The organism is Pseudomonas sp. PDM17 (assembly GCF_014851985.1).
Lineage (GTDB): Bacteria > Pseudomonadota > Gammaproteobacteria > Pseudomonadales > Pseudomonadaceae > Pseudomonas.
On the sequence record NZ_JACVAT010000006.1, the window covers coordinates 413,407 to 430,270 of the forward strand.

Sequence of the window (16,864 nt, forward strand, 5' to 3'; positions counted from 1 at the left end):
AGGCGAAGCACCGAAAGCTCCTAACCAGCCCGAGTGAGAGCAGTTGAGCGCGCAGGCTTGAAGCCGGATCAACGCGGCGCGATATGCGCGACCATCAGCTGCACGGTCTCGTTGCCGCGGAACTCGTTGACGTCCAGCTTGTAGGCCACTTCCGCCCAGCGCACGGTAGGGTTCGGCCAGATTTCGCGGTCGATGTTGAAGGCGATGGCGTCCAGTTGCAGCGAGCCGCATTCGGTCTTGAGCACCAGCTTCAGGTGACGTTCGCCGACCACACGCTGCTGGACGATCTGGAAGATGCCGTGGAACAGCGGCTCGGGGAAATGCTGGCCCCAGGGCCCGGCCTGGCGCAGGGCGCGCGCCAGTTCCAGGTGGAACTCCTCGGCGCCCAGCTGGCCGTCGGAGAGCAGGCGGCCGGTGAGGTCTTCTTCATCCAGCTGGCGGCGCACCTCGGCGTCGAAAGCGGCGGCAAAGGCACCGAAGTTCTCCTGCGGCAACGACAGGCCTGCAGCCATGGCGTGGCCACCGAACTTGCTGATCAGCCCCGAATGGCGAGCGGCCACGGCGTCCAGCGCGTCACGGATATGGAAGCCCGGCACCGAACGCGCCGAGCCCTTGAGCGTGCCGTCTCCAGCATCGGCGAAGGCGATGGTCGGACGGTGATAACGCTCCTTCAGGCGCGAAGCGAGAATGCCGATCACGCCCTGGTGCCATTCCGGGTCGAACAGGCACAGGCCGAAGGGCATCTCCTCCACCGGCAGTTCCTTGAGCTGGGCCAGCGCCTCGCGCTGCATGCCCTGCTCGATGGCCTTGCGGTCCTGGTTGAGCTGGTCGAGCTGCACCGCCATGTCGCGGGCGACGCTTTCGTCCTCGCAGAGCAGCAGCTCGATCCCCAGGGACATGTCGTCCAGGCGTCCCGCGGCGTTCAGGCGCGGGCCAAGGATGAAGCCCAGATCCGTGGAGGTGATCCGCCGGCAATCGCGCCCGGCCACTTCCAGCAGCGCACGCAGGCCAGGACGGGCGCGGCCGGCACGGATGCGCGCGAGGCCCTGGTGCACCAGGATGCGGTTGTTGGCATCCAGCGGCACCACGTCGGCGACACTGCCCAGGGACACCAGGTCAAGCAGTTCGGCGAGGTTCGGTTCGGCGATGCCGCGAGCCGCGAACCAGCCGCGCTCACGCAGGCGGGCGCGCAGGGCGAGCATCACGTAGAAGATCACGCCAACGCCGGCCATGGCCTTGCTGGGGAAGTCGCAGCCGGGCTGGTTCGGATTGACGATGGCGTCGGCGGCGGGCAGTTCCGCCCCCGGCAGGTGGTGGTCGGTGACCAGTACGCGCAGGCCGGCGGCCTTGGCAGCGGCGACGCCGTCGATGCTGGAGATGCCGTTGTCCACGGTGACCAGCAATTCCGGGCGTTTCTCCAGTGCCACCGCGACGATTTCCGGGGTCAGGCCGTAACCGTACTCGAAGCGGTTGGGCACCAGGTAATCGACCCATGCCGCGCCGAGCATGCGTAGCGCCAGCACGCCGACGCTGCTGGCGGTGGCGCCGTCGGCGTCGAAGTCACCGACATAGAGAATCCGCTGGCCCTTTTCCAGCGCATCGACCAGCAGCTCCACCGCCGCGTCCACGCCCTTGAGCTGCTGGTACGGGATCAGCCGCGCCAGCCCCTTGTCCAGCTCGGCGGCGCTCTGCACGCCACGGGCGGCGTAGAGACGGGTCAGCAGCGGCGGCAGGTCGCCCAGGTTGGGCAGGGTTGGCGGGAGGGGGCGGGATTCGATGCGCATGGGTGTTCCAGTCGATTCATTCAGGCGCCGATCCCGGCGCCCTGGTTACAGCAGGTACAACGAGCGATCAGCGCTCGCCCATCAGCCATTCCACCTGGAGCTCGTGCTGGCCGCGTTCGTCGGTCACGAAGATGGTTCCTTCGCTGATCATCACGGTCCAGTTGATCGAGCGCGGCAGGTCGCGGGAGATTTCCTCCAGCGCCTCCTGGGGCATGGCGACGACGTTGAGGTTCTTCAGGTGGCGCACCGTGTCGAGCACCTTGGTGGTCCACACGCGCAGGTTGCCGTAGGCGACCAGGGTCAGCTTCTCGCAGCGGCGCGAGCACCAGGTCAGGCGGTCGGCGTCGGGCTGGCCGACTTCGATCCAGTGCAGCACGCGGTCGTCCAGGCTCTTTTCCCAGAGCGAGGGTTCTTCCACGTCCGACAGGCCGCGGCCGAAGGCCAGCTGCTCGTTGTACCAGATGACGTAGGCGAGCAGGCGCACCGCCAGGCGCTCCTCGGTTTCCGAGGGATGGCGGGCGACGGTGAAGCGCAGGGTCTCGTAGACCCCCCGGTCGAGGTCGGTCAGGCTGATATCGGCTTTGTAGGGCGTGGCGGACAGGGCCATGGGGGTTCCCGGCGAATTTTCGAAGGCGGCAAGTCTACCGCGAAAGCACGAGCGCCGTGCCTTATGTCCGTGGACGCCGGTCGGCTCCCGGCTCCGGCGCGGCCAGTTCGATGCGATTGCGGCCCTTGGCCTTGGCGGCGTAGAGCGCCTGGTCGGCCAACGACAGCAGGCGCAGCAGGTCATGCCCGGCCTCACGCGTGGTGGCAATGCCGATGCTGACGCTGAGCTGGCCCTCGGCCATGAACGGCAGTTCGGCGAACTCGCGGCGCACCCGCTCGGCGACCTGGCAGGCGCCTTCGGTATCGGCGGCCACCAGCAGGCAGGCGAACTCTTCCCCACCGATGCGGGCGAACTGGTCGTGCTTGCGCATCCGCGAGGCGGTGATGCGGCTGAACTCCACCAGCACGCGATCGCCGGCAGGATGGCCGAAGGAATCGTTGAGCCGCTTGAAGTTGTCCAGGTCGCAGAGCAGCAACGAGGCCTGTTCGCCGCGCTCGACGCACAGGCGCAGCAGGCGCTCGCCGGTCTCCATGAAGGCACGGCGGTTGCCCACGCCGGTCAGCGGGTCGCTCAGGGCGGCGCTGCGGAACTGCAGCTCGGCGCGCTCCTTGACCATCGCTAGGGTGGCGAAGGCAATACCGATGGCGAACAGCATGGTCTCGAAGACCAGGAAGGTGAAGAAGGTCGAGCCCTGGCCATTGTCCGCCACGCTCTGGAACGGCATGCCGCGATCCACCACCAGACGCACGCCGTAGACCAGCGTGTGGAAGATCAGCAGCGCCAGGGTCGGGCGCAGCTCCACTTCCAGCTTGAGGCGGCTGCGCCAGAGTTCGGCGATGGACGCCAGGCAATAGACGATGGTGATCGCCGTGCTGACCAGCACCCGCGCCGCGAGGGATTCATAGAAGGCCGGGACGAGGCAGAGCAGCGCCCAGACCACCGCGCCTGCGCCGATCAGCGGCCAATTCGGCTTGCGTCCGGCAAACACCCGCATGGCCGTCCAGGTCATGGCCGAACACAGGTGCAGGACAACGTTGCCCAGCAGGATCGCCACCCAGTCGATGCCCATGCCGCGCAAAGTAGCGAGCAAGGTGCCGACGGCTCCCAGCAGCAGCGCGGCGCTCATATAGCCCAGGGTGGGGTCGCGGCGGCCGCTGTGCCAGGCGAAAGCCATCAGCACACCGACCAGGGTCAGCACATATAGGTCGACGACTACCAGCGTCGGCAGGTTCAACGTCATGCAGCCCCCTCGCCACCCGCCTGCGCGCATTCGTCGGGGAATGCCGCCAAGCCAAGGGGCTGTCTGGAAGTGGGCGAGCGCATCACGGTATACCTGTCCGAAAACCGGCGGGCTGAAGTCAGAAACATCCTTGAATGTCGCTACTCTACGCGCGCCAAAGGTCGGCGCAAAGCACCGTTGCCAGGCGTCTGCCCGGCGGCCTGTTCGAAGCGGCGCACAAGCGTTAGAGTCCGGCGATTCCTCTCTGATCGGACAGACCGATGAACAGCACCGCCAAACCCCTCGCCGGCCTCAAGGTCATCGAACTCGGCACCCTGATCGCCGGCCCCTTCGCCTCGCGCTTGTGCGCGGAATTCGGCGCCGAAGTCATCAAGGTCGAGTCGCCCGATGGCGGCGACCCGCTGCGCAAGTGGCGCAAGCTCTACGAAGGCACGTCGCTGTGGTGGTTCGTGCAGGCGCGCAACAAGCGTTCGCTGACCCTGAACCTCAAGCACGAGTCCGGCCGCGAGGTGCTGAAGAAGCTGCTGGCCGAAGCGGACATCCTGATCGAGAACTTCCGCCCCGGCGTGCTGGAGAAGCTCGGCCTGGGCTGGGACGTGATCCACGCGCTGAACCCGAAGCTGGTGATGGTGCGCCTGTCCGGCTTCGGCCAGAGCGGCCCCTACAAGGACCAGCCGGGCTTCGGCGCGGTGGGCGAGTCCATGGGCGGGTTGCGCTACATCACCGGCTTCGAGGACCGCCCGCCGGTGCGCACCGGCATCTCCATCGGCGACTCCATCGCCGCGCTGTGGGGTGTGATCGGCGCGCTGATGGCGCTGCGTCACCGCGAAGTGAACGGCGGCACCGGGCAAGTGGTCGACGTGGCGCTCTATGAGGCGGTATTCGCCATGATGGAATCCATGGTTCCGGAGTTCGACGTATTCGGCTTCATCCGCGAACGCACCGGCAACATCATGCCCGGCATCACCCCCTCCTCCGTGCACACCACGGCCGACGGCAAGCATGTGCAGATCGCCGCCAACGGCGACGCCATCTTCCGCCGCTTCATGACCGCCATCGGCCGCCTCGACCTCGCCGAAGACCCCACCCTGGCCAGCAACGACGGCCGCGACGCACGGCGCGACGAGCTGTACGGCATCATCGACCGCTGGGTGCGCTCCGAATCGCTGGATACCGTGCTCAAGGTGCTCACCGAAGCCGAGGTGCCGGCCAGCCGCATCTTCTCCGCCGAGGACATGTTCGCCGACCCGCAATTCCTCGCGCGGGAGATGTTCCTCTCGGCCAAGCTGCCGGACGGCAAGTCTTTCCGCATGCCGGGGATCGTCCCCAAGCTCTCCGACACTCCCGGCAGCGCCGAGTGGATCGGACCAAAGCTGGGCGAGCATACGGATGAGGTGCTGAGTGGACTGGGTTACGACGCAGCGGCCATCGCGGCGCTGCGCAAGGATGGGGCGGTCTGATTTTTTGCTTCTTGCGGGAGCGGAGCTTCTCCGCGAAATCCCGTCACAGCCGGGGTAGGAGCGCCGGCCTATTGCCGGACCGTGGATAAGAGTCGAAGTCCCGTGCAGGCGGATAACCCGTTCCGGGTTATTCGCCCTACGGGTGGCCCCGACATCGGAGCCGAACCTGTAGGAGCGTGCCATGCACGCGGTCGCGGGCGTGGCCCGCTCCTACAGGGAGCAATAAGGCTCAGCCCGCTTCCTGCTCCGGCTCTTCAGTCTGAGCAATGAACTCCAGCATCTTCTCGCTGCCATCCAGCAGGTCCGCATGGATCGCCTCGCGGGCCGCGGCGCCGTTGCGTTCGCGCAGGGCGCGCAGGACGTCCCAGTGGTGTTCGATGGCCATGCGCTCGCTGAAGTCGGCGTAGGCCTGGGCGATCAGCGGGCCAGTGCGCATCCACAGGCTGTCGAGGAAGGCGCGCAGCAGCGGCATGCCGGCGATATCGGCCAGGGCGAAGTGGAAGGCCTGGTTGAGCTTGAGCGCCAACTCCAGGTCATCGGCGTGGATCGCATCGAGGTTCTCGCGGATGTTGGCTTCCAGCTCGTCCAGTTGCCCGTCGCTCGCGCGCTCGGCGGCGGTCTCGGCGGCCAGGCCTTCGAGCGCCACGCGGATGCTGCGGATTTCCAGGTACTGCTCGCGGGTGAGCAACGGCACGCGGATGTCGCGCGGGGTCTTCAGTACCAGCGCCTGTTCCTTGGCCAGTTGCAGAATGGCGTCGCGCACCGGGGTGACGCTGGTGCCCAGCTGCTGGGCCAGGTCGCGGATACGCAGGCGGTCGTCCGGCTTGAAGCGACCGGTGATCAAAGCCTCGCGCAGCAGCGCGTAGACGCCGCTGCCAAGGTAGGAGTGATTCAGGCCTTCGATCGGGTAGTTCATCGCTTTCTCATCGCGTGCTGCGGCATTTCCGGCGCGCATGATGCGGATTGAGCGCGCTGGATGCCAGCGGGATCACACATGCTGGCCGCCGTTGACGTGGATTTCCGCGCCATTCACGTAGGACGCGCCGCTGGTGCAGAGGAAGTGGATCAGCGAGGCGACCTCCTCCGGCTTGCCCAGGCGGTGCATGGGAATGTCGCGTTCGACGATCAGCTCGGTGCCCGATGACAGTATCGCCGTGTCGATCTCCCCCGGCGCGATGGCGTTGACGCGCACGCCGTGCGGGCCGAAGTCGTGGGCCATCTCGCGGGTCAGCGCCGCCAGCGCGGCCTTCGAGCAGGCGTAGGCGGCACCGGCGAACGGATGCACGCGGGAGCCGGCGATGGAGGTGACGTTGATCACTGAGCCCTTGGCCGCCTTCAGTTCGTCGAACAGCCCGCGCGCCAGCAGCGCCGTGGAGAACAGGTTGACGTTGAACACCTTGAGCCAGGTGCCGTAGTCGCTGCCCAGTACGCCCAGGCGCTCGCCTTCCGGGCCCTTGGGCGAGATGCCGGCGTTGTTCACCAGCGCATGCAGGCTGCCACCGAGCTTCTCGCGGATCATCGGCAGACTGGCCTGCACGCTGTCGATGTCTTCAAGGTCCAGGTGGATGTGGTTGATCAGCCCTTCGGCCCAGGGGCATTCGGCGCTCCAGTCCTGGCGCGAGGCAGTGAACACACGCCAGCCGGCGGCGTTGAAGTGCTTCACCGTGGCATGGCCGATGCCCCGGCTGGCGCCGGTGAGCAGCAGGGTGCGGGTCTGGTTCATGGTGCTTCCCTCTCAAGTCTGAGCCGCTGTCTGCGCCATCCATCGGGGCGCGCGATCTGTGAACATCCGTGAAGCGATGGCGCCAATAAAAACATGATGCATCATGTTTTGGAAGGTGTTTTAATCGGCTCAGCTTGGTCCTACATCGAGCTATCCGAACAACAACAAGAAACGGAGCACATTCCCATGATCGACCTCACCCATTCCGCCCGTTCCTCTCCCTGATGTCCGAGGGCGTATCAGCCGGCCCTTCAGCTTGGCCTGGCGCAGCGCCCCACTCTTGAAGCTGCCCTCTTATTCATGGGCCGGATTGGCCCGCTCAGGAGTCATCGCATGTTCAAGAAAGCCATAGCACTGATGATGCTGGCCGGCGGCGCCGCCCAGCTGCACGCCGAAACACTCACCGTGGTGTCCTTCGGTGGAGACAACAAGGTGGCCCAGGAAAAGGCCTTCTACAAACCCTTCGAGCAGCAGGCCAAGGTCACCGTCCAGGGCGCCGAGTACAACGGCGAGATGGCCAAGATCAAGGTCATGGCCGACACCGGCAAGACCAGCTGGGACGTGGTCGAGGTGGAATCCCCGGAGCTGATGCGCGGTTGCAGCGAAGGCCTGTTCGAGCAGCTCGACTGGTCGAAGCTGGGCAAGCGCGAGGACTTCCTCGACGCCGCCGTGAGCGACTGCGGCGTGGGCATCTTCATCTGGTCCACCGTGCTCACCTACGATGCCAAGAAGCTCGCCAGCGCGCCTACCGGCTGGGCCGATTTCTGGGACGTGAAGAAATTCCCCGGCAAGCGCGGCCTGCGTCGCGGCGCCAAGTTCACCCTGGAGTTCGCCCTGGAAGCCGACGGTGTGAAACAGGCCGACCTGTACAAGGTGCTGGGCACCAAGGAAGGCGTGGACCGGGCGTTCAAGAAGCTCGACGAGATCAAGCCGTACATCCAGTGGTGGGAAGCCGGTGCGCAACCGCTGCAGTGGCTGGCCGCCGGTGACGTGGTGATGACCAGCGCCTACAACGGCCGCGTCGCCACCGCGCAGAAGGAAGGCCGCGACTTCGCCATGCAGTGGGACGGCAGCATCTACGACCTGGACCACTGGGCCATCGTCAAGGGCAGCCCGAAGAAGGAGCTCTCCGAGCAGTTCATCGCGCTGGCCAACAAGCCCGAGCACCAGAAGGTCTTCGCCGAGAACATTCCCTACGGCCCGACCAACAAGAACACCATCCCGCTGATCGACCCGGCCATCGCGCCGAAGCTGCCCACCGCGCCGCAGAACCTGGCAAACGCGCGCGCCATGGACACCGAGTTCTGGATCGACCACGGCGAGGAACTGGAACAGCGCTTCAACGCCTGGGCGAGCAAGTAACACCGGCGACTCCCGCCCGGCCCCGCGCCGGGCGGGAGCAACCACCTCACTGAAACACCGCAATACCGTTGTACCGCTGAACCCCGTTGGACCTGTTATCGCTGCTGGACCTGTTATCTCTGCTGGAGAAGTACCCGTGCCCCTCAATACCGCTCCCGTCCACGACCACCTGCTGGAAGCGGCCCCCGCCCAGGTGAGCGACGCCCAGGCCGCTGCCATCGCCGAGGAATACTTCGGCCAGCACGGCACGCTGCACCGCCTCGCCGGCGAGCGCGACCTGAACTTCCACATCGCCCACGGCCATGGCGACGACCGCCTGCTGAAGCTCTCCCACCCGCTGGAAGACCCGCAGGTCGTGGACTTCCAGACCCGCGCCCTGCTCCGCGTCGAAGCGCAGGACCCGACCCTGGCGGTACAGCGCGTCTACCCCTCGCTGAACGGCGAGCACCAGATTCCCCTGGTCGTCGACGGTCAGCCGATGATTGCCCGGCTGTTCTCCTTCGTCGACGGTGTCCCGCTGCACCGTGTCGCGCAACGCAGCCGTGCCCTGCGCGAGAACCTGGGCGACGACCTGGCCCGCCTGGGCCTGGCGCTCAAGGGTTTCGAGCACCCGGCCACCGCCGGCCACGAACTGCTCTGGGACCTCAAGCACGCCTCGCGCCTGCGCAACCTGCTGGTCTACATCCAGGATCAGGAACAACGCGCTCTGGTCGAGCGCTTCCTCGACAACTTCGAGCGCCACGCCCAGCCCCGCCAGGCGACGCTGCGCGCCCAGGTCATCCACAACGACCTGAACCCGCACAACGTCATCGTCGACGCGCGGCACCCGGACCAGGTGCGCAACATCCTCGACTTCGGCGACATGGTTCACGCCCCTCTGATCAACGACCTCGGCGTCGCCGCCGCCTACCAGGTGGGCGAGCCGGACGCCCCGCTGGCCACCGCCTGCGAGATGATCGCCGCCTACCATCGCCGCTGCCCGCTGCTGGCCGAGGAACAGGAAATTCTCCCCGACCTGATCGCTACGCGGCTGATCATGACCCTGAGCATCACCGCCTGGCGTGCCAGCCTGCACCCCGAGAACCGCGACTACATCCTGCGCAATACCCGCCACGCCTGGCAGAGCCTGCAGGGCCTGGCCGGCCTCAGCCGGGAACAGGCGCAGGAACAGATCGCCGACGCCTGCAATCCCTCCCGCGCGAATCAACAGGAGCCCCGCCCATGACCATGCCCAACGGATTCAGCGCCGCCGACGCCGAGCGCCTGAGCGAACAGGAGCGCCGCCTCATCGAACGCCGCGCGCGCCTGCTCGGCCCGGCCTACCGGCTGTTCTACGAGCGCCCGCTGCACACCGTGCGCGGCGAAGGCGTGTGGCTCTACGACAATCAAGGCAACCGCTACCTCGACGCCTACAACAACGTTGCCTCCATCGGCCACTGCCATCCGCGTGTGGTGCAAGCCATCGCCAGCCAGGCGGCAGTGCTGAACACCCACACGCGCTACCTGCAGGAAGGCATCCTCGACTACGCCGAAGACCTGCTCGCCACCTTCCCCGACGGCCTGGACCAGGTGATGTTCACCTGCACCGGAAGCGAGGCGAACGACCTCGCCCTTCGCATCGCCCGCCAGTACACCGGCGGCACCGGGGTGATCATCACCCGCTTCGCCTACCACGGCGTCACCGGCAGCATTTCCGAGCTGTCGCCGTCCCTCGGCGCCGGCATCACCCTCCCCGCCCACGCGCGCACCGTGATTGCACCAGACGCCTACCGGCTGGGTGCGGAAAACGTCGGCAAGCGGTTCGCCGATGACGTGCGCGCTGCCATCGCCGATATGCGCGCCCACGGCATCAAACCCGCTGCGCTGCTGCTCGATGGCATCTTCGCCAGCGACGGCGTGCTGGCCGGCCCGGCCGGCTTCCTCGCCGAAGCCGTGAAGGTCGCCCAGGACGAGGGCCTGCTGTATATCGCCGACGAAGTGCAGAGCGGCTTCGCCCGCACCGGCGACGCCATGTGGGGCTTCCAGCGCCACGGCGTGCAGCCGGACCTGGTCACCCTCGGCAAACCCATGGGCAACGGCCAGCCCATCGCCGGCGTGGTGGTGCGCCCGGAAATCCTCGAAAGCTTCGGCCGCGAGGTGCGCTACTTCAACACCTTCGGCGGCAACCCGGTGTCGTGCGCGGCGGCCCAGGCAGTGCTCGACGTGATCCGCGACGAAAAACTGCAGGAGCGCTCTCAGCGCATCGGCGCCTTCCTCGCCGACGGCATCCGCCAGTTGGCCGAGCGCCATGAACTGATCGGCGACGTACGCGGCGCGGGCCTGTTCCTCGGCGTCGAACTGGTCACCGACCGCGCGTCGAAGTCTCCCGCCGCCAACCAGACCCGCCAGGTAGTCAACGGCATGCGCGAGCGCGGCGTGCTGATCAGCGCCGCCGGGCCCCTGGAGAACATCCTGAAGATCCGTCCGCTGCTGGCCTTCGAGCAGGAACATGCCGAGCTCTTCATCGACTGCCTGGACAAGTCGCTGAAGGACGTCACTGCCTGACGCTTTCTTCCTTCAGAAACGACGCGGGCCGCGATGAACACTCATCGCGGCCCGTTGCATTTCGGCTGTCGGAAGTATCAGAAGCGTAAGCCAACGTTGACCATCGCGGCGGCGTTGCCCAACACCACGAGTTCGGCGCCGACCGGCCCGAAGTGCGCGCCGACCGAAGGAATGATCGCCGGTGCGACGCCCAGGTGGTTCAGCGGGATCTTGTCGCGGTACTCGCCGCGATAGCCCTGCAACGCGCCGCCGGTGACCTTGGCGTAGAAAGGCGTGCCTTCCCAGTCGAAGCGCTTGCCGGCGTAGACATAGTTGGAACGCTGACTGAAGGAGTTCTTGAAGGTCGCACCGCCCCAGACCACGCCATCGGCACGGTTGCGCTCCAGGCCAATCAGCTCCTGGTGGTTGTTGTGGTCCGGATCGTGATTCCAGTGGGTGGTGTAGACGCTGGTCTGCAGGTACCAGAAGCCCCCGTCGTCGGCCATGGCGATGCCACAGCCGAGCAGGGCCAGCGCGGCGATCAACAGGCGGCGCATGGGGCGTCCTCCGTTCAGAGGGTGACGCGGCTGGCGCCGTTGACGGTCATGATGCGAACGCGATCACCGATGCGGAACTGTTGGTTCGCATCCACCGCCTGGACATAGGCGCGGGTGCCGCCGTCATCCTCCCGAACCACGATTTCAACGCCCTGGGTGCGGGTGATGCCCTCTTCCACCGCAGAACCCGCCGCGCCGCCAGCGACGCCGCCGAGAATGGTGGTGATGGCCTTGCCGCGACCGCCGCCGATGGAGTTGCCGGCGATGCCGCCGACTGCCGCGCCGGCCAGGGTGCCGATGGGCGTCTTGGTACCTTCGATCTGTACCGGGCGCAGCGATTCGATGGTGCCCATGCGCACGTTCTGCACGGCGCGGGCGTCAGCACGGGAGTAGGAAGAACCCGACAGGTTGGAAGCGCAGCCGCTCAGCAGAGCGGCGCTGGCAAACAGGGCAGTCAGAAGCAGAGTGGGACGGTTCATGGTGTTGACCTCGGAAGGCTCTCAAAAGTGATGGTGAAAGCCTAACGATCGGTCCCTGAACTCCCCCTGAACCCTCTCTGAACCAATGCTGAACGAAGCTGAACGACTGAATGAATTTACTGAAAGCCGTCAGCCTTCCAGGGCGACCAGTTGCATCCGGCTGCGCTCGAACCAGCGCAGCAGGTAGTCCGCCAGCAGCTGCGTGCGGCGTGGCAAGCGGCTCTGGTAGGCGTGAATGAGGAACACTGGCTGGCTCCGGGTCTGGTAGTCGCGCAGCAGCCAGACGAGACTGCCTTCAGCCAATTCCTGCTGAATCATATAGGAGGGCAGCCGGCTGATCCCCGCGCCCGCCAGCGCCGCCTTCTTCAGCAGGGTGTAGTGGTTGCTAGCCAGCAGGCCGCTCACCGTCACGCGGAACAGTTCGTGGTGGCGCTGGTAGAGCCAGACCTCACTGTCCTGATAATGGGTGTTCTGCAGGCAGGAATGCCCAGCCAGCTCCGCCGGCACTTCCGGTACGCCGTGCTCGGCGAGGTAGTCCGGCGTGGCGCAGGTCAGCTCCTGCAGGGCGAACAGCGGCCGCGCCACCAGGCGCTCGTCCGCCGCCAGGCTGCCGGAGCGGATCGCCAGGTCGAAGCCGTCGGCCACTAGGTCGCGGCGTTCGTTGGACAGGTCCAGTTCCAGACGGATGTCGGGGTACTGGCGGGAGAACTCCATCAGCCAGGCATCGAAGAAGGTCTCACCCAGCGACACCGGCACGCTCAGCCGCACCTTGCCCTGCGCCTCCTCCTGCAATGCCAGCACCGCCTGCCGCGCCCGCGCAGCCTGGGCGTTGAGCGCCTGGGCCTCGGGCAACAGCGCGGCACCCGCAGCGGTCAGTGACAGACGTCTGGTTGTGCGGTGCACCAGCGTCGCCCCCAAGGCTTGCTCCAGCGCGGAAATCCGCTTGGACAGCTGGCCCTTGCTGCAGCCGAGCTTCTCCGCTGCGCGGGTGAAACTGCCGCATTCGAGGAGCACGGCGAAGGCGGAGAGGTCTTCCAGGTCGCTGGCGATTGTTTCCATATGAAAACCAAAGGTTATCGATTGGCGTGATTATCTAAACAGGAGACCACTCTACTCTGAAGCCGTCTTCAGCCAAATCCCTTCGGAGCCTTCATGAAAATCATCTTGATCGGTGCCAGCGGCACCCTCGGCCAGGCCGTCGCCAACGAACTGGGCCAGCGCCACGAAATCATCCGCGTCGGCCGCAGCAGCGGCGACTATCGCGTGGACATCACCGACAGCGCCTCGATCCGCACACTGTTCGAACAGGTCGGAGGCTTCGATGCGCTGATCAGCGCCGCCGGCAAGGTGCATTTCGGCGCGCTTGCGGAAATGGGCGAGGCGGAAATGGCCGTGGGACTGAAGGACAAACTGATGGGCCAGGTGAACCTTGTGCTGATCGGCAGCCAGTATGCCAACGACGACGCCTCCTTCACCCTCACCACCGGTATCCTCAGCGAACAGCCCATCGTGCTGGGCAGTTCGGCCAGCCTGGTCAACGGTGCGGTCGAGGGCTTCGTGCGCAGCGCTGCCCTGGAACTGCCGCGCGGCCAGCGGATCAACGCGGTGAGCCCGAACGTGCTGGTGGAATCGATGGAAGGCTACGGCCCGTTCTTCCGCGGCTTCAAGCCGGTGCCGGCCGCCGACGCCGCGCTGGGCTTCGCCCGCAGTGTGGAAGGCAAGCAGAGCGGGCAGGTGTACAAGATCTGGTAACGGGACGCCCTCGTAGGGCGGATAACCTGGAGCAGGTTATCCGCCCTACGACTCCGGTGACGATTTCGCTTGGCTCGCGAGCAAGCCCCCTACTCGGTCTTGCCGGCATAGCAGACCGGGGAACTGCCCTCGCCCTGCTTCTCCAGCTCGTCTTCCAGAAACTCCGCCAGCACCTGCGCGTTGTTGTGTTCCTCGTCCTTGGCCGCATAGAGCAGCGTCAGCGGGCCCTTGCGTGCCAGGTCCAGCAGACCCATCCAGTGTTCCGGATGGGCATTCAGCTCGCTGTGGTAAGCCTTGCGGAAGTCCTCGAACAAGCTCGGATCGTGGTGGAAGCGCTGGCGCAGTTCGTTGGACGGCGACGCCTCCTTGGCCCACTGTTCCATGTGCAGGTCTTCCTTGCGAATCCCCCGCGGCCACAGGCGGTCCACCAGCACTCGCGGGCCGTCTTCCTTCGCCGCCGGTTCATAGGCGCGCTTGCAACGAATCATCCGAAATCCTCCGTGTCAGCTTGAGGTGGCCGGCTTCGCTGGGTAACGTGGGCGCACTTTCGAGGGAGCCCGTTCCATGCGATCCAGCCGTTTCATTCTGTTCAGCCTGCTGCCCCTGTTCGCCGCCTGCCAGGTGTGGACGCCGAACAAGACCGATCTTAACGCCTCCACTCGCCTGCAGGGCGAACTGACCCGCCAGGACGGCAAGCTGGTGTTCCGCAGCTGCACCGAGCAACGCCGCTTCAGTATCGAGGACACCGGCAATACCGGCCTGCCCCGCGATGCGCTGGAAATGTTCAACGACGGCGCGACCTCGCTGTACGCCGACCTGCGCGGCAGCTTCAGCGGCAGCAGCGCCCAGGGCACCGACGGCAAGCTGGAAGTGGCCAAGGTCTATCGCCTGCAGAACGAAGGTTCCGGCTGCGACGACCCGAACTTCAAGCGCGCGGTGGTCCGCGCCCACGGCAACGAGCCGGGCTGGAGCGTGCTGGTGAACAGCCAGGGCATGTTGATCGAGCAGCCGGGCAAGGAGTCGCTGGCGCTGCCGTACATCGCCGAAGGCGTGCCTGACGGCAGCACCAGTTATTCCAGCGAGGCCAACGGCGAGAAGGTCGAGCTGTGGGTCGCTCCGGCACGCTGCCAGGACAGCATGAGCGGCGCACTGAGCAACCTGTCCGCCGAGCTGCGCCTGGACAACAAGGTCATGCGCGGCTGCGCCTATCCGGGCGGCTCCAGCGGCGACTGATCGCCGCCGGTGAGGCTCAGACCGCAGGGCGGATAACGCTGGCTCGTTATGCGCCCGACAGAGCGGCGTCAGACCAGTAAACCCGCCGCCACCAGCCGCGCCTTCAGCACGGCGAATTCCCCGTCGTATTCCCAGTACGCCAGCCGGCCATCGCTGGCGGTCACCAGCACGTACTTCTCGCTGATCGACTGGATGCGCTCGATGCGCACCAGCTTCTCGACGAAGTCCGGGTCCGCGACCTGCTCGATCACCTCGCGGTTCTGCTCGTCGTAGCCGTGCATGATGAACGCCGCACGCACCCTCAGGCTGATGAAGCTCATGCTGTGAGTTCTCCTCAAATGGCCGCGTCGGCCGCGTGCAGGGCATGCAGTGCCGTGGTGTCGAACAGCGGCACCGAGGCGTCCGCCGGACCGACCAGCAGGGAAATCTCCGTGCAGCCGAGGATCACCGCCTCCGCGCCCTGCTCCACCAGCGCAGCGATGATGCGCCGGTACTCTTCCCGCGACTCGTCGCGAATCCGCCCCAGGCACAGCTCCTCGTAGATGATCCGGTGCACCACCTGGCGCTCGGCTTCGTTCGGCGTCAGTACCTTCAGCCCGAACTTCTCCACCAGGCGATCCTTGTAGAACGCCTGCTCCATGGTGAAGCGCGTGCCCAGCAGGCCGACCGTGGAAACACCGGCCGCGCGGATCGCCTGGGCGGTCGGGTCGGCGATGTGCAGCAGCGGGATATCCACCGCCGCCTCGATGGCCGGCGCCACCTTGTGCATGGTGTTGGTACAGAGCACGAGGAAGTCCGCGCCGGCCGCCTTCAGCGAACGGGCCGCGTCAGCCAGCACACGGCCGGCGGCGTCCCAGTCGCCGGCGTGCTGCAGGCGCTCGATCTCGTGGAAGTCCACGCTGTACAGCGCGACCTTCGCCGAGTGCAGGCCGCCCAGGCGTTCCTTGATGCGTTCGTTGATCTGCCGGTAGTAGGGAATGGTCGATTCCCAGCTCATGCCGCCGATCAGGCCGATGGTTTTCATGCGTCCCTCCATGGGCTCAGTCCAGTCCGATGCAGGGCAGATCGCCGGGCAGCGCCGCGCCGTGCTCGGCGCACTGACGCACGGCCTCGATCAGCGGGTCGAGGTCGAAGCCCTGGGAAATCAGCCACAGCGGGTTGTAGTAGGTGGTCTCGTAGCGCTCGCCGCTGTCGCAGAGGATCGCCACCACCGAGCCGCTCTCGCGCCGCGCCACCATCTGCCGCGCCACCAGCAGCGCGCCGATCAGGTTGGTGCCGCTGGAGCCGCCGACATGCCGGCCCAGGCGCCGGGCCAGGTAGTGCATGGCCGCCAGCGACAGGTCGTCCGGCACCTTGCAGCAGGCGTCGAGCACGTTGGGCAGGAAGGACGCTTCCACACGGGGGCGGCCAATGCCTTCGATGCGCGAGCCGTAGCTCAGGGTCAGGTCGCGGTCACCGGTCTTGTAAGACTCGAAGAACACCGAGCGTTCGGCGTCGGCGCAGAGCACGCGGGTGTCATGCCGGCGATAACGGGCGAAGCGCCCCAGGGTCGCCAGGGTGCCGCCGGTGCCGGGGCTGGAGACCAGCCACGAAGGCTCGGGGAAGCGCTCGTGACGCATCTGCTGGAAGATCGACTCGGCGATGTTGTTGTTCGCCCGCCAGTCGGTGGCGCGCTCGGCGTAGGTGAACTGGTCCATGAAGTGGCCGCCGGTTTCCTTCGCCAGGCGCTCGGACTCGGCGTAGATCTGCGTCGGGTCATCGACCAGATGCGCCTGGCCGCCGTAGAAGGCGATCTGCGCGATCTTCTCCTTCGAGGTGCTGGCCGGCACCACGGCAATGAAGGGCAGGCCGAGCAGTCGCGCGAAGTACGCCTCGGAGATCGCCGTCGAGCCGCTGGACGCCTCGATCACTGGCGCGCCCGGCTTCAGCCAGCCATTGCACAGCGCATAGAGGAACAACGAGCGTGCCAGGCGGTGCTTGAGGCTGCCGGTGGGGTGGCTCGACTCGTCCTTGAAGTACAGGTCCACGCCCGGCAGGCCGGGCATGTCCAGGGGGATCAGATGGGTATCGGCGCTGCGCTGGAAATCCGCCTCGATGATGCGGATCGCCTCACGGGTCCAGTTGCGTTCCTGGGTGGCCATCGT

Annotated in this window: 18 protein-coding genes; 6 read left to right on the forward strand and 12 right to left on the reverse strand. The window is 66.4% G+C overall.

Annotation, left to right across the window (positions count from 1 at the left end):
- Positions 1 to 68: 68 nt before the first annotated feature.
- From recJ to IB256_RS23050, 3 genes are all read right to left on the reverse strand, one after another.
- On the reverse strand, positions 69 to 1,784 hold the full coding sequence (gene recJ / locus IB256_RS23040; protein ID WP_081517769.1) for a single-stranded-DNA-specific exonuclease RecJ: 1,716 nt from the start codon (positions 1,782 to 1,784) through the stop codon (positions 69 to 71).
- A gap of 67 nt (positions 1,785 to 1,851) precedes the next feature.
- Positions 1,852 to 2,391, reverse strand: coding sequence for a YaeQ family protein (locus IB256_RS23045; RefSeq protein WP_192289527.1), 540 nt, complete (start codon positions 2,389 to 2,391; stop codon positions 1,852 to 1,854).
- A gap of 61 nt (positions 2,392 to 2,452) precedes the next feature.
- The gene (locus tag IB256_RS23050) at positions 2,453 to 3,631 is read right to left on the reverse strand and encodes a GGDEF domain-containing protein (RefSeq protein WP_192289529.1); all 1,179 of its coding nucleotides are present in this window, start codon (positions 3,629 to 3,631) and stop codon (positions 2,453 to 2,455) included.
- Between the two features lie 260 nt (positions 3,632 to 3,891).
- On the opposite strand from IB256_RS23050, the gene IB256_RS23055 reads away from it, so the two are divergent.
- A complete protein-coding gene (locus IB256_RS23055; RefSeq protein ID WP_192404186.1) occupies positions 3,892 to 5,091 on the forward strand; it encodes a CaiB/BaiF CoA transferase family protein in 1,200 nt (399 codons plus the stop codon).
- Between the two features lie 229 nt (positions 5,092 to 5,320).
- Here the strand turns inward: IB256_RS23055 and IB256_RS23060 are convergent, their stop codons facing one another.
- Positions 5,321 to 6,007 carry a GntR family transcriptional regulator gene (locus IB256_RS23060; RefSeq protein WP_192289533.1) on the reverse strand — a complete coding sequence of 229 codons (687 nt, stop codon included), beginning with the start codon at positions 6,005 to 6,007 and terminating at the stop codon, positions 5,321 to 5,323.
- A 72-nt stretch (positions 6,008 to 6,079) separates the two neighbouring features.
- Positions 6,080 to 6,814 (reverse strand): SDR family NAD(P)-dependent oxidoreductase, encoded by a 735-nt coding sequence (locus tag IB256_RS23065; RefSeq protein WP_045209895.1) that lies wholly within the window; start codon positions 6,812 to 6,814, stop codon positions 6,080 to 6,082.
- Positions 6,815 to 7,147: 333 nt separating this feature from the next.
- Here IB256_RS23065 and IB256_RS23070 point away from each other — a divergent pair, with 333 nt between their 5' ends.
- The 3 genes from IB256_RS23070 (at position 7,148) to IB256_RS23080 (ending at position 10,720) form a co-directional block, all read left to right on the forward strand.
- On the forward strand, positions 7,148 to 8,176 hold the full coding sequence (locus tag IB256_RS23070; RefSeq protein WP_151186205.1) for an ABC transporter substrate-binding protein: 1,029 nt from the start codon (positions 7,148 to 7,150) through the stop codon (positions 8,174 to 8,176).
- A 136-nt stretch (positions 8,177 to 8,312) separates the two neighbouring features.
- Positions 8,313 to 9,401, forward strand: a complete 1,089-nt coding sequence (locus IB256_RS23075; RefSeq protein ID WP_192404188.1) for a phosphotransferase — start codon at positions 8,313 to 8,315, stop codon at positions 9,399 to 9,401.
- Complete coding sequence (locus tag IB256_RS23080; RefSeq protein WP_192404190.1) at positions 9,398 to 10,720, forward strand: aspartate aminotransferase family protein; 1,323 nt, start codon at positions 9,398 to 9,400, stop codon at positions 10,718 to 10,720. Before IB256_RS23075 ends, IB256_RS23080 begins: the two co-directional genes overlap by 4 nt.
- Before the next feature lie 77 nt (positions 10,721 to 10,797).
- Here the strand turns inward: IB256_RS23080 and IB256_RS23085 are convergent, their stop codons facing one another.
- The 3 genes from IB256_RS23085 to IB256_RS23095 all read right to left on the reverse strand — a co-directional run bounded on the left by IB256_RS23085 (position 10,798) and on the right by IB256_RS23095 (position 12,794).
- Positions 10,798 to 11,256 carry a sn-glycerol-3-phosphate transporter gene (locus tag IB256_RS23085; RefSeq protein ID WP_081517760.1) on the reverse strand — a complete coding sequence of 153 codons (459 nt, stop codon included), beginning with the start codon at positions 11,254 to 11,256 and terminating at the stop codon, positions 10,798 to 10,800.
- Between the two features lie 14 nt (positions 11,257 to 11,270).
- Positions 11,271 to 11,735, reverse strand: a complete 465-nt coding sequence (locus IB256_RS23090; RefSeq protein ID WP_081517759.1) for a glycine zipper 2TM domain-containing protein — start codon at positions 11,733 to 11,735, stop codon at positions 11,271 to 11,273.
- Between the two features lie 129 nt (positions 11,736 to 11,864).
- The gene (locus tag IB256_RS23095) at positions 11,865 to 12,794 is read right to left on the reverse strand and encodes a LysR family transcriptional regulator (RefSeq protein WP_192404192.1); all 930 of its coding nucleotides are present in this window, start codon (positions 12,792 to 12,794) and stop codon (positions 11,865 to 11,867) included.
- Between the two features lie 93 nt (positions 12,795 to 12,887).
- On the opposite strand from IB256_RS23095, the gene IB256_RS23100 reads away from it, so the two are divergent.
- Positions 12,888 to 13,487 (forward strand): short chain dehydrogenase, encoded by a 600-nt coding sequence (locus IB256_RS23100; RefSeq protein WP_192404194.1) that lies wholly within the window; start codon positions 12,888 to 12,890, stop codon positions 13,485 to 13,487.
- 89 nt (positions 13,488 to 13,576) lie between these two features.
- On the opposite strand, the gene IB256_RS23105 is transcribed toward IB256_RS23100, so the two are convergent.
- Positions 13,577 to 13,975, reverse strand: coding sequence for a DUF488 domain-containing protein (locus IB256_RS23105; RefSeq protein ID WP_192289546.1), 399 nt, complete (start codon positions 13,973 to 13,975; stop codon positions 13,577 to 13,579).
- Positions 13,976 to 14,051: 76 nt separating this feature from the next.
- On the opposite strand from IB256_RS23105, the gene IB256_RS23110 reads away from it, so the two are divergent.
- The gene (locus tag IB256_RS23110) at positions 14,052 to 14,720 is read left to right on the forward strand and encodes a COG3650 family protein (protein WP_017521068.1); all 669 of its coding nucleotides are present in this window, start codon (positions 14,052 to 14,054) and stop codon (positions 14,718 to 14,720) included.
- A gap of 68 nt (positions 14,721 to 14,788) precedes the next feature.
- Here IB256_RS23110 and IB256_RS23115 read toward each other — a convergent pair whose 3' ends face one another.
- The 3 genes from IB256_RS23115 to IB256_RS23125 are packed head-to-tail and all read right to left on the reverse strand — an operon-like array spanning position 14,789 to position 16,861.
- On the reverse strand, positions 14,789 to 15,040 hold the full coding sequence (locus IB256_RS23115) for a hypothetical protein (RefSeq protein WP_081517755.1): 252 nt from the start codon (positions 15,038 to 15,040) through the stop codon (positions 14,789 to 14,791).
- Between the two features lie 14 nt (positions 15,041 to 15,054).
- Complete coding sequence (locus IB256_RS23120) at positions 15,055 to 15,744, reverse strand: aspartate/glutamate racemase family protein (protein WP_192404196.1); 690 nt, start codon at positions 15,742 to 15,744, stop codon at positions 15,055 to 15,057.
- A 16-nt stretch (positions 15,745 to 15,760) separates the two neighbouring features.
- On the reverse strand, positions 15,761 to 16,861 hold the full coding sequence (locus IB256_RS23125) for a PLP-dependent cysteine synthase family protein (RefSeq protein WP_192210072.1): 1,101 nt from the start codon (positions 16,859 to 16,861) through the stop codon (positions 15,761 to 15,763).
- Positions 16,862 to 16,864: the final 3 nt, after the last annotated feature.

Excerpts from the sequence above, each read along its gene's own strand:
- IB256_RS23085 (WP_081517760.1), bottom strand. The coding sequence starts at position 11,256 with ATGCGCCGCCTGTTGATCGCCGCGCTGGCCCTGCTCGGCTGTGGCATC.
- IB256_RS23045 (WP_192289527.1), bottom strand. The coding sequence starts at position 2,391 with ATGGCCCTGTCCGCCACGCCCTACAAAGCCGATATCAGCCTGACCGAC.
- IB256_RS23110 (WP_017521068.1), top strand. The coding sequence starts at position 14,052 with ATGCGATCCAGCCGTTTCATTCTGTTCAGCCTGCTGCCCCTGTTCGCC.
- IB256_RS23090 (WP_081517759.1), bottom strand. The coding sequence starts at position 11,735 with ATGAACCGTCCCACTCTGCTTCTGACTGCCCTGTTTGCCAGCGCCGCT.
- IB256_RS23105 (WP_192289546.1), bottom strand. The coding sequence starts at position 13,975 with ATGATTCGTTGCAAGCGCGCCTATGAACCGGCGGCGAAGGAAGACGGC.
- IB256_RS23065 (WP_045209895.1), bottom strand. The coding sequence starts at position 6,814 with ATGAACCAGACCCGCACCCTGCTGCTCACCGGCGCCAGCCGGGGCATC.
- IB256_RS23115 (WP_081517755.1), bottom strand. The coding sequence starts at position 15,040 with ATGAGCTTCATCAGCCTGAGGGTGCGTGCGGCGTTCATCATGCACGGC.
- IB256_RS23120 (WP_192404196.1), bottom strand. The coding sequence starts at position 15,744 with ATGAAAACCATCGGCCTGATCGGCGGCATGAGCTGGGAATCGACCATT.
- IB256_RS23055 (WP_192404186.1), top strand. The coding sequence starts at position 3,892 with ATGAACAGCACCGCCAAACCCCTCGCCGGCCTCAAGGTCATCGAACTC.
- IB256_RS23060 (WP_192289533.1), bottom strand. The coding sequence starts at position 6,007 with ATGAACTACCCGATCGAAGGCCTGAATCACTCCTACCTTGGCAGCGGC.
- IB256_RS23095 (WP_192404192.1), bottom strand. The coding sequence starts at position 12,794 with ATGGAAACAATCGCCAGCGACCTGGAAGACCTCTCCGCCTTCGCCGTG.
- IB256_RS23100 (WP_192404194.1), top strand. The coding sequence starts at position 12,888 with ATGAAAATCATCTTGATCGGTGCCAGCGGCACCCTCGGCCAGGCCGTC.
- IB256_RS23125 (WP_192210072.1), bottom strand. The coding sequence starts at position 16,861 with ATGGCCACCCAGGAACGCAACTGGACCCGTGAGGCGATCCGCATCATC.
- recJ (WP_081517769.1), bottom strand. The coding sequence starts at position 1,784 with ATGCGCATCGAATCCCGCCCCCTCCCGCCAACCCTGCCCAACCTGGGC.
- IB256_RS23070 (WP_151186205.1), top strand. The coding sequence starts at position 7,148 with ATGTTCAAGAAAGCCATAGCACTGATGATGCTGGCCGGCGGCGCCGCC.
- IB256_RS23050 (WP_192289529.1), bottom strand. The coding sequence starts at position 3,631 with ATGACGTTGAACCTGCCGACGCTGGTAGTCGTCGACCTATATGTGCTG.
- IB256_RS23080 (WP_192404190.1), top strand. The coding sequence starts at position 9,398 with ATGACCATGCCCAACGGATTCAGCGCCGCCGACGCCGAGCGCCTGAGC.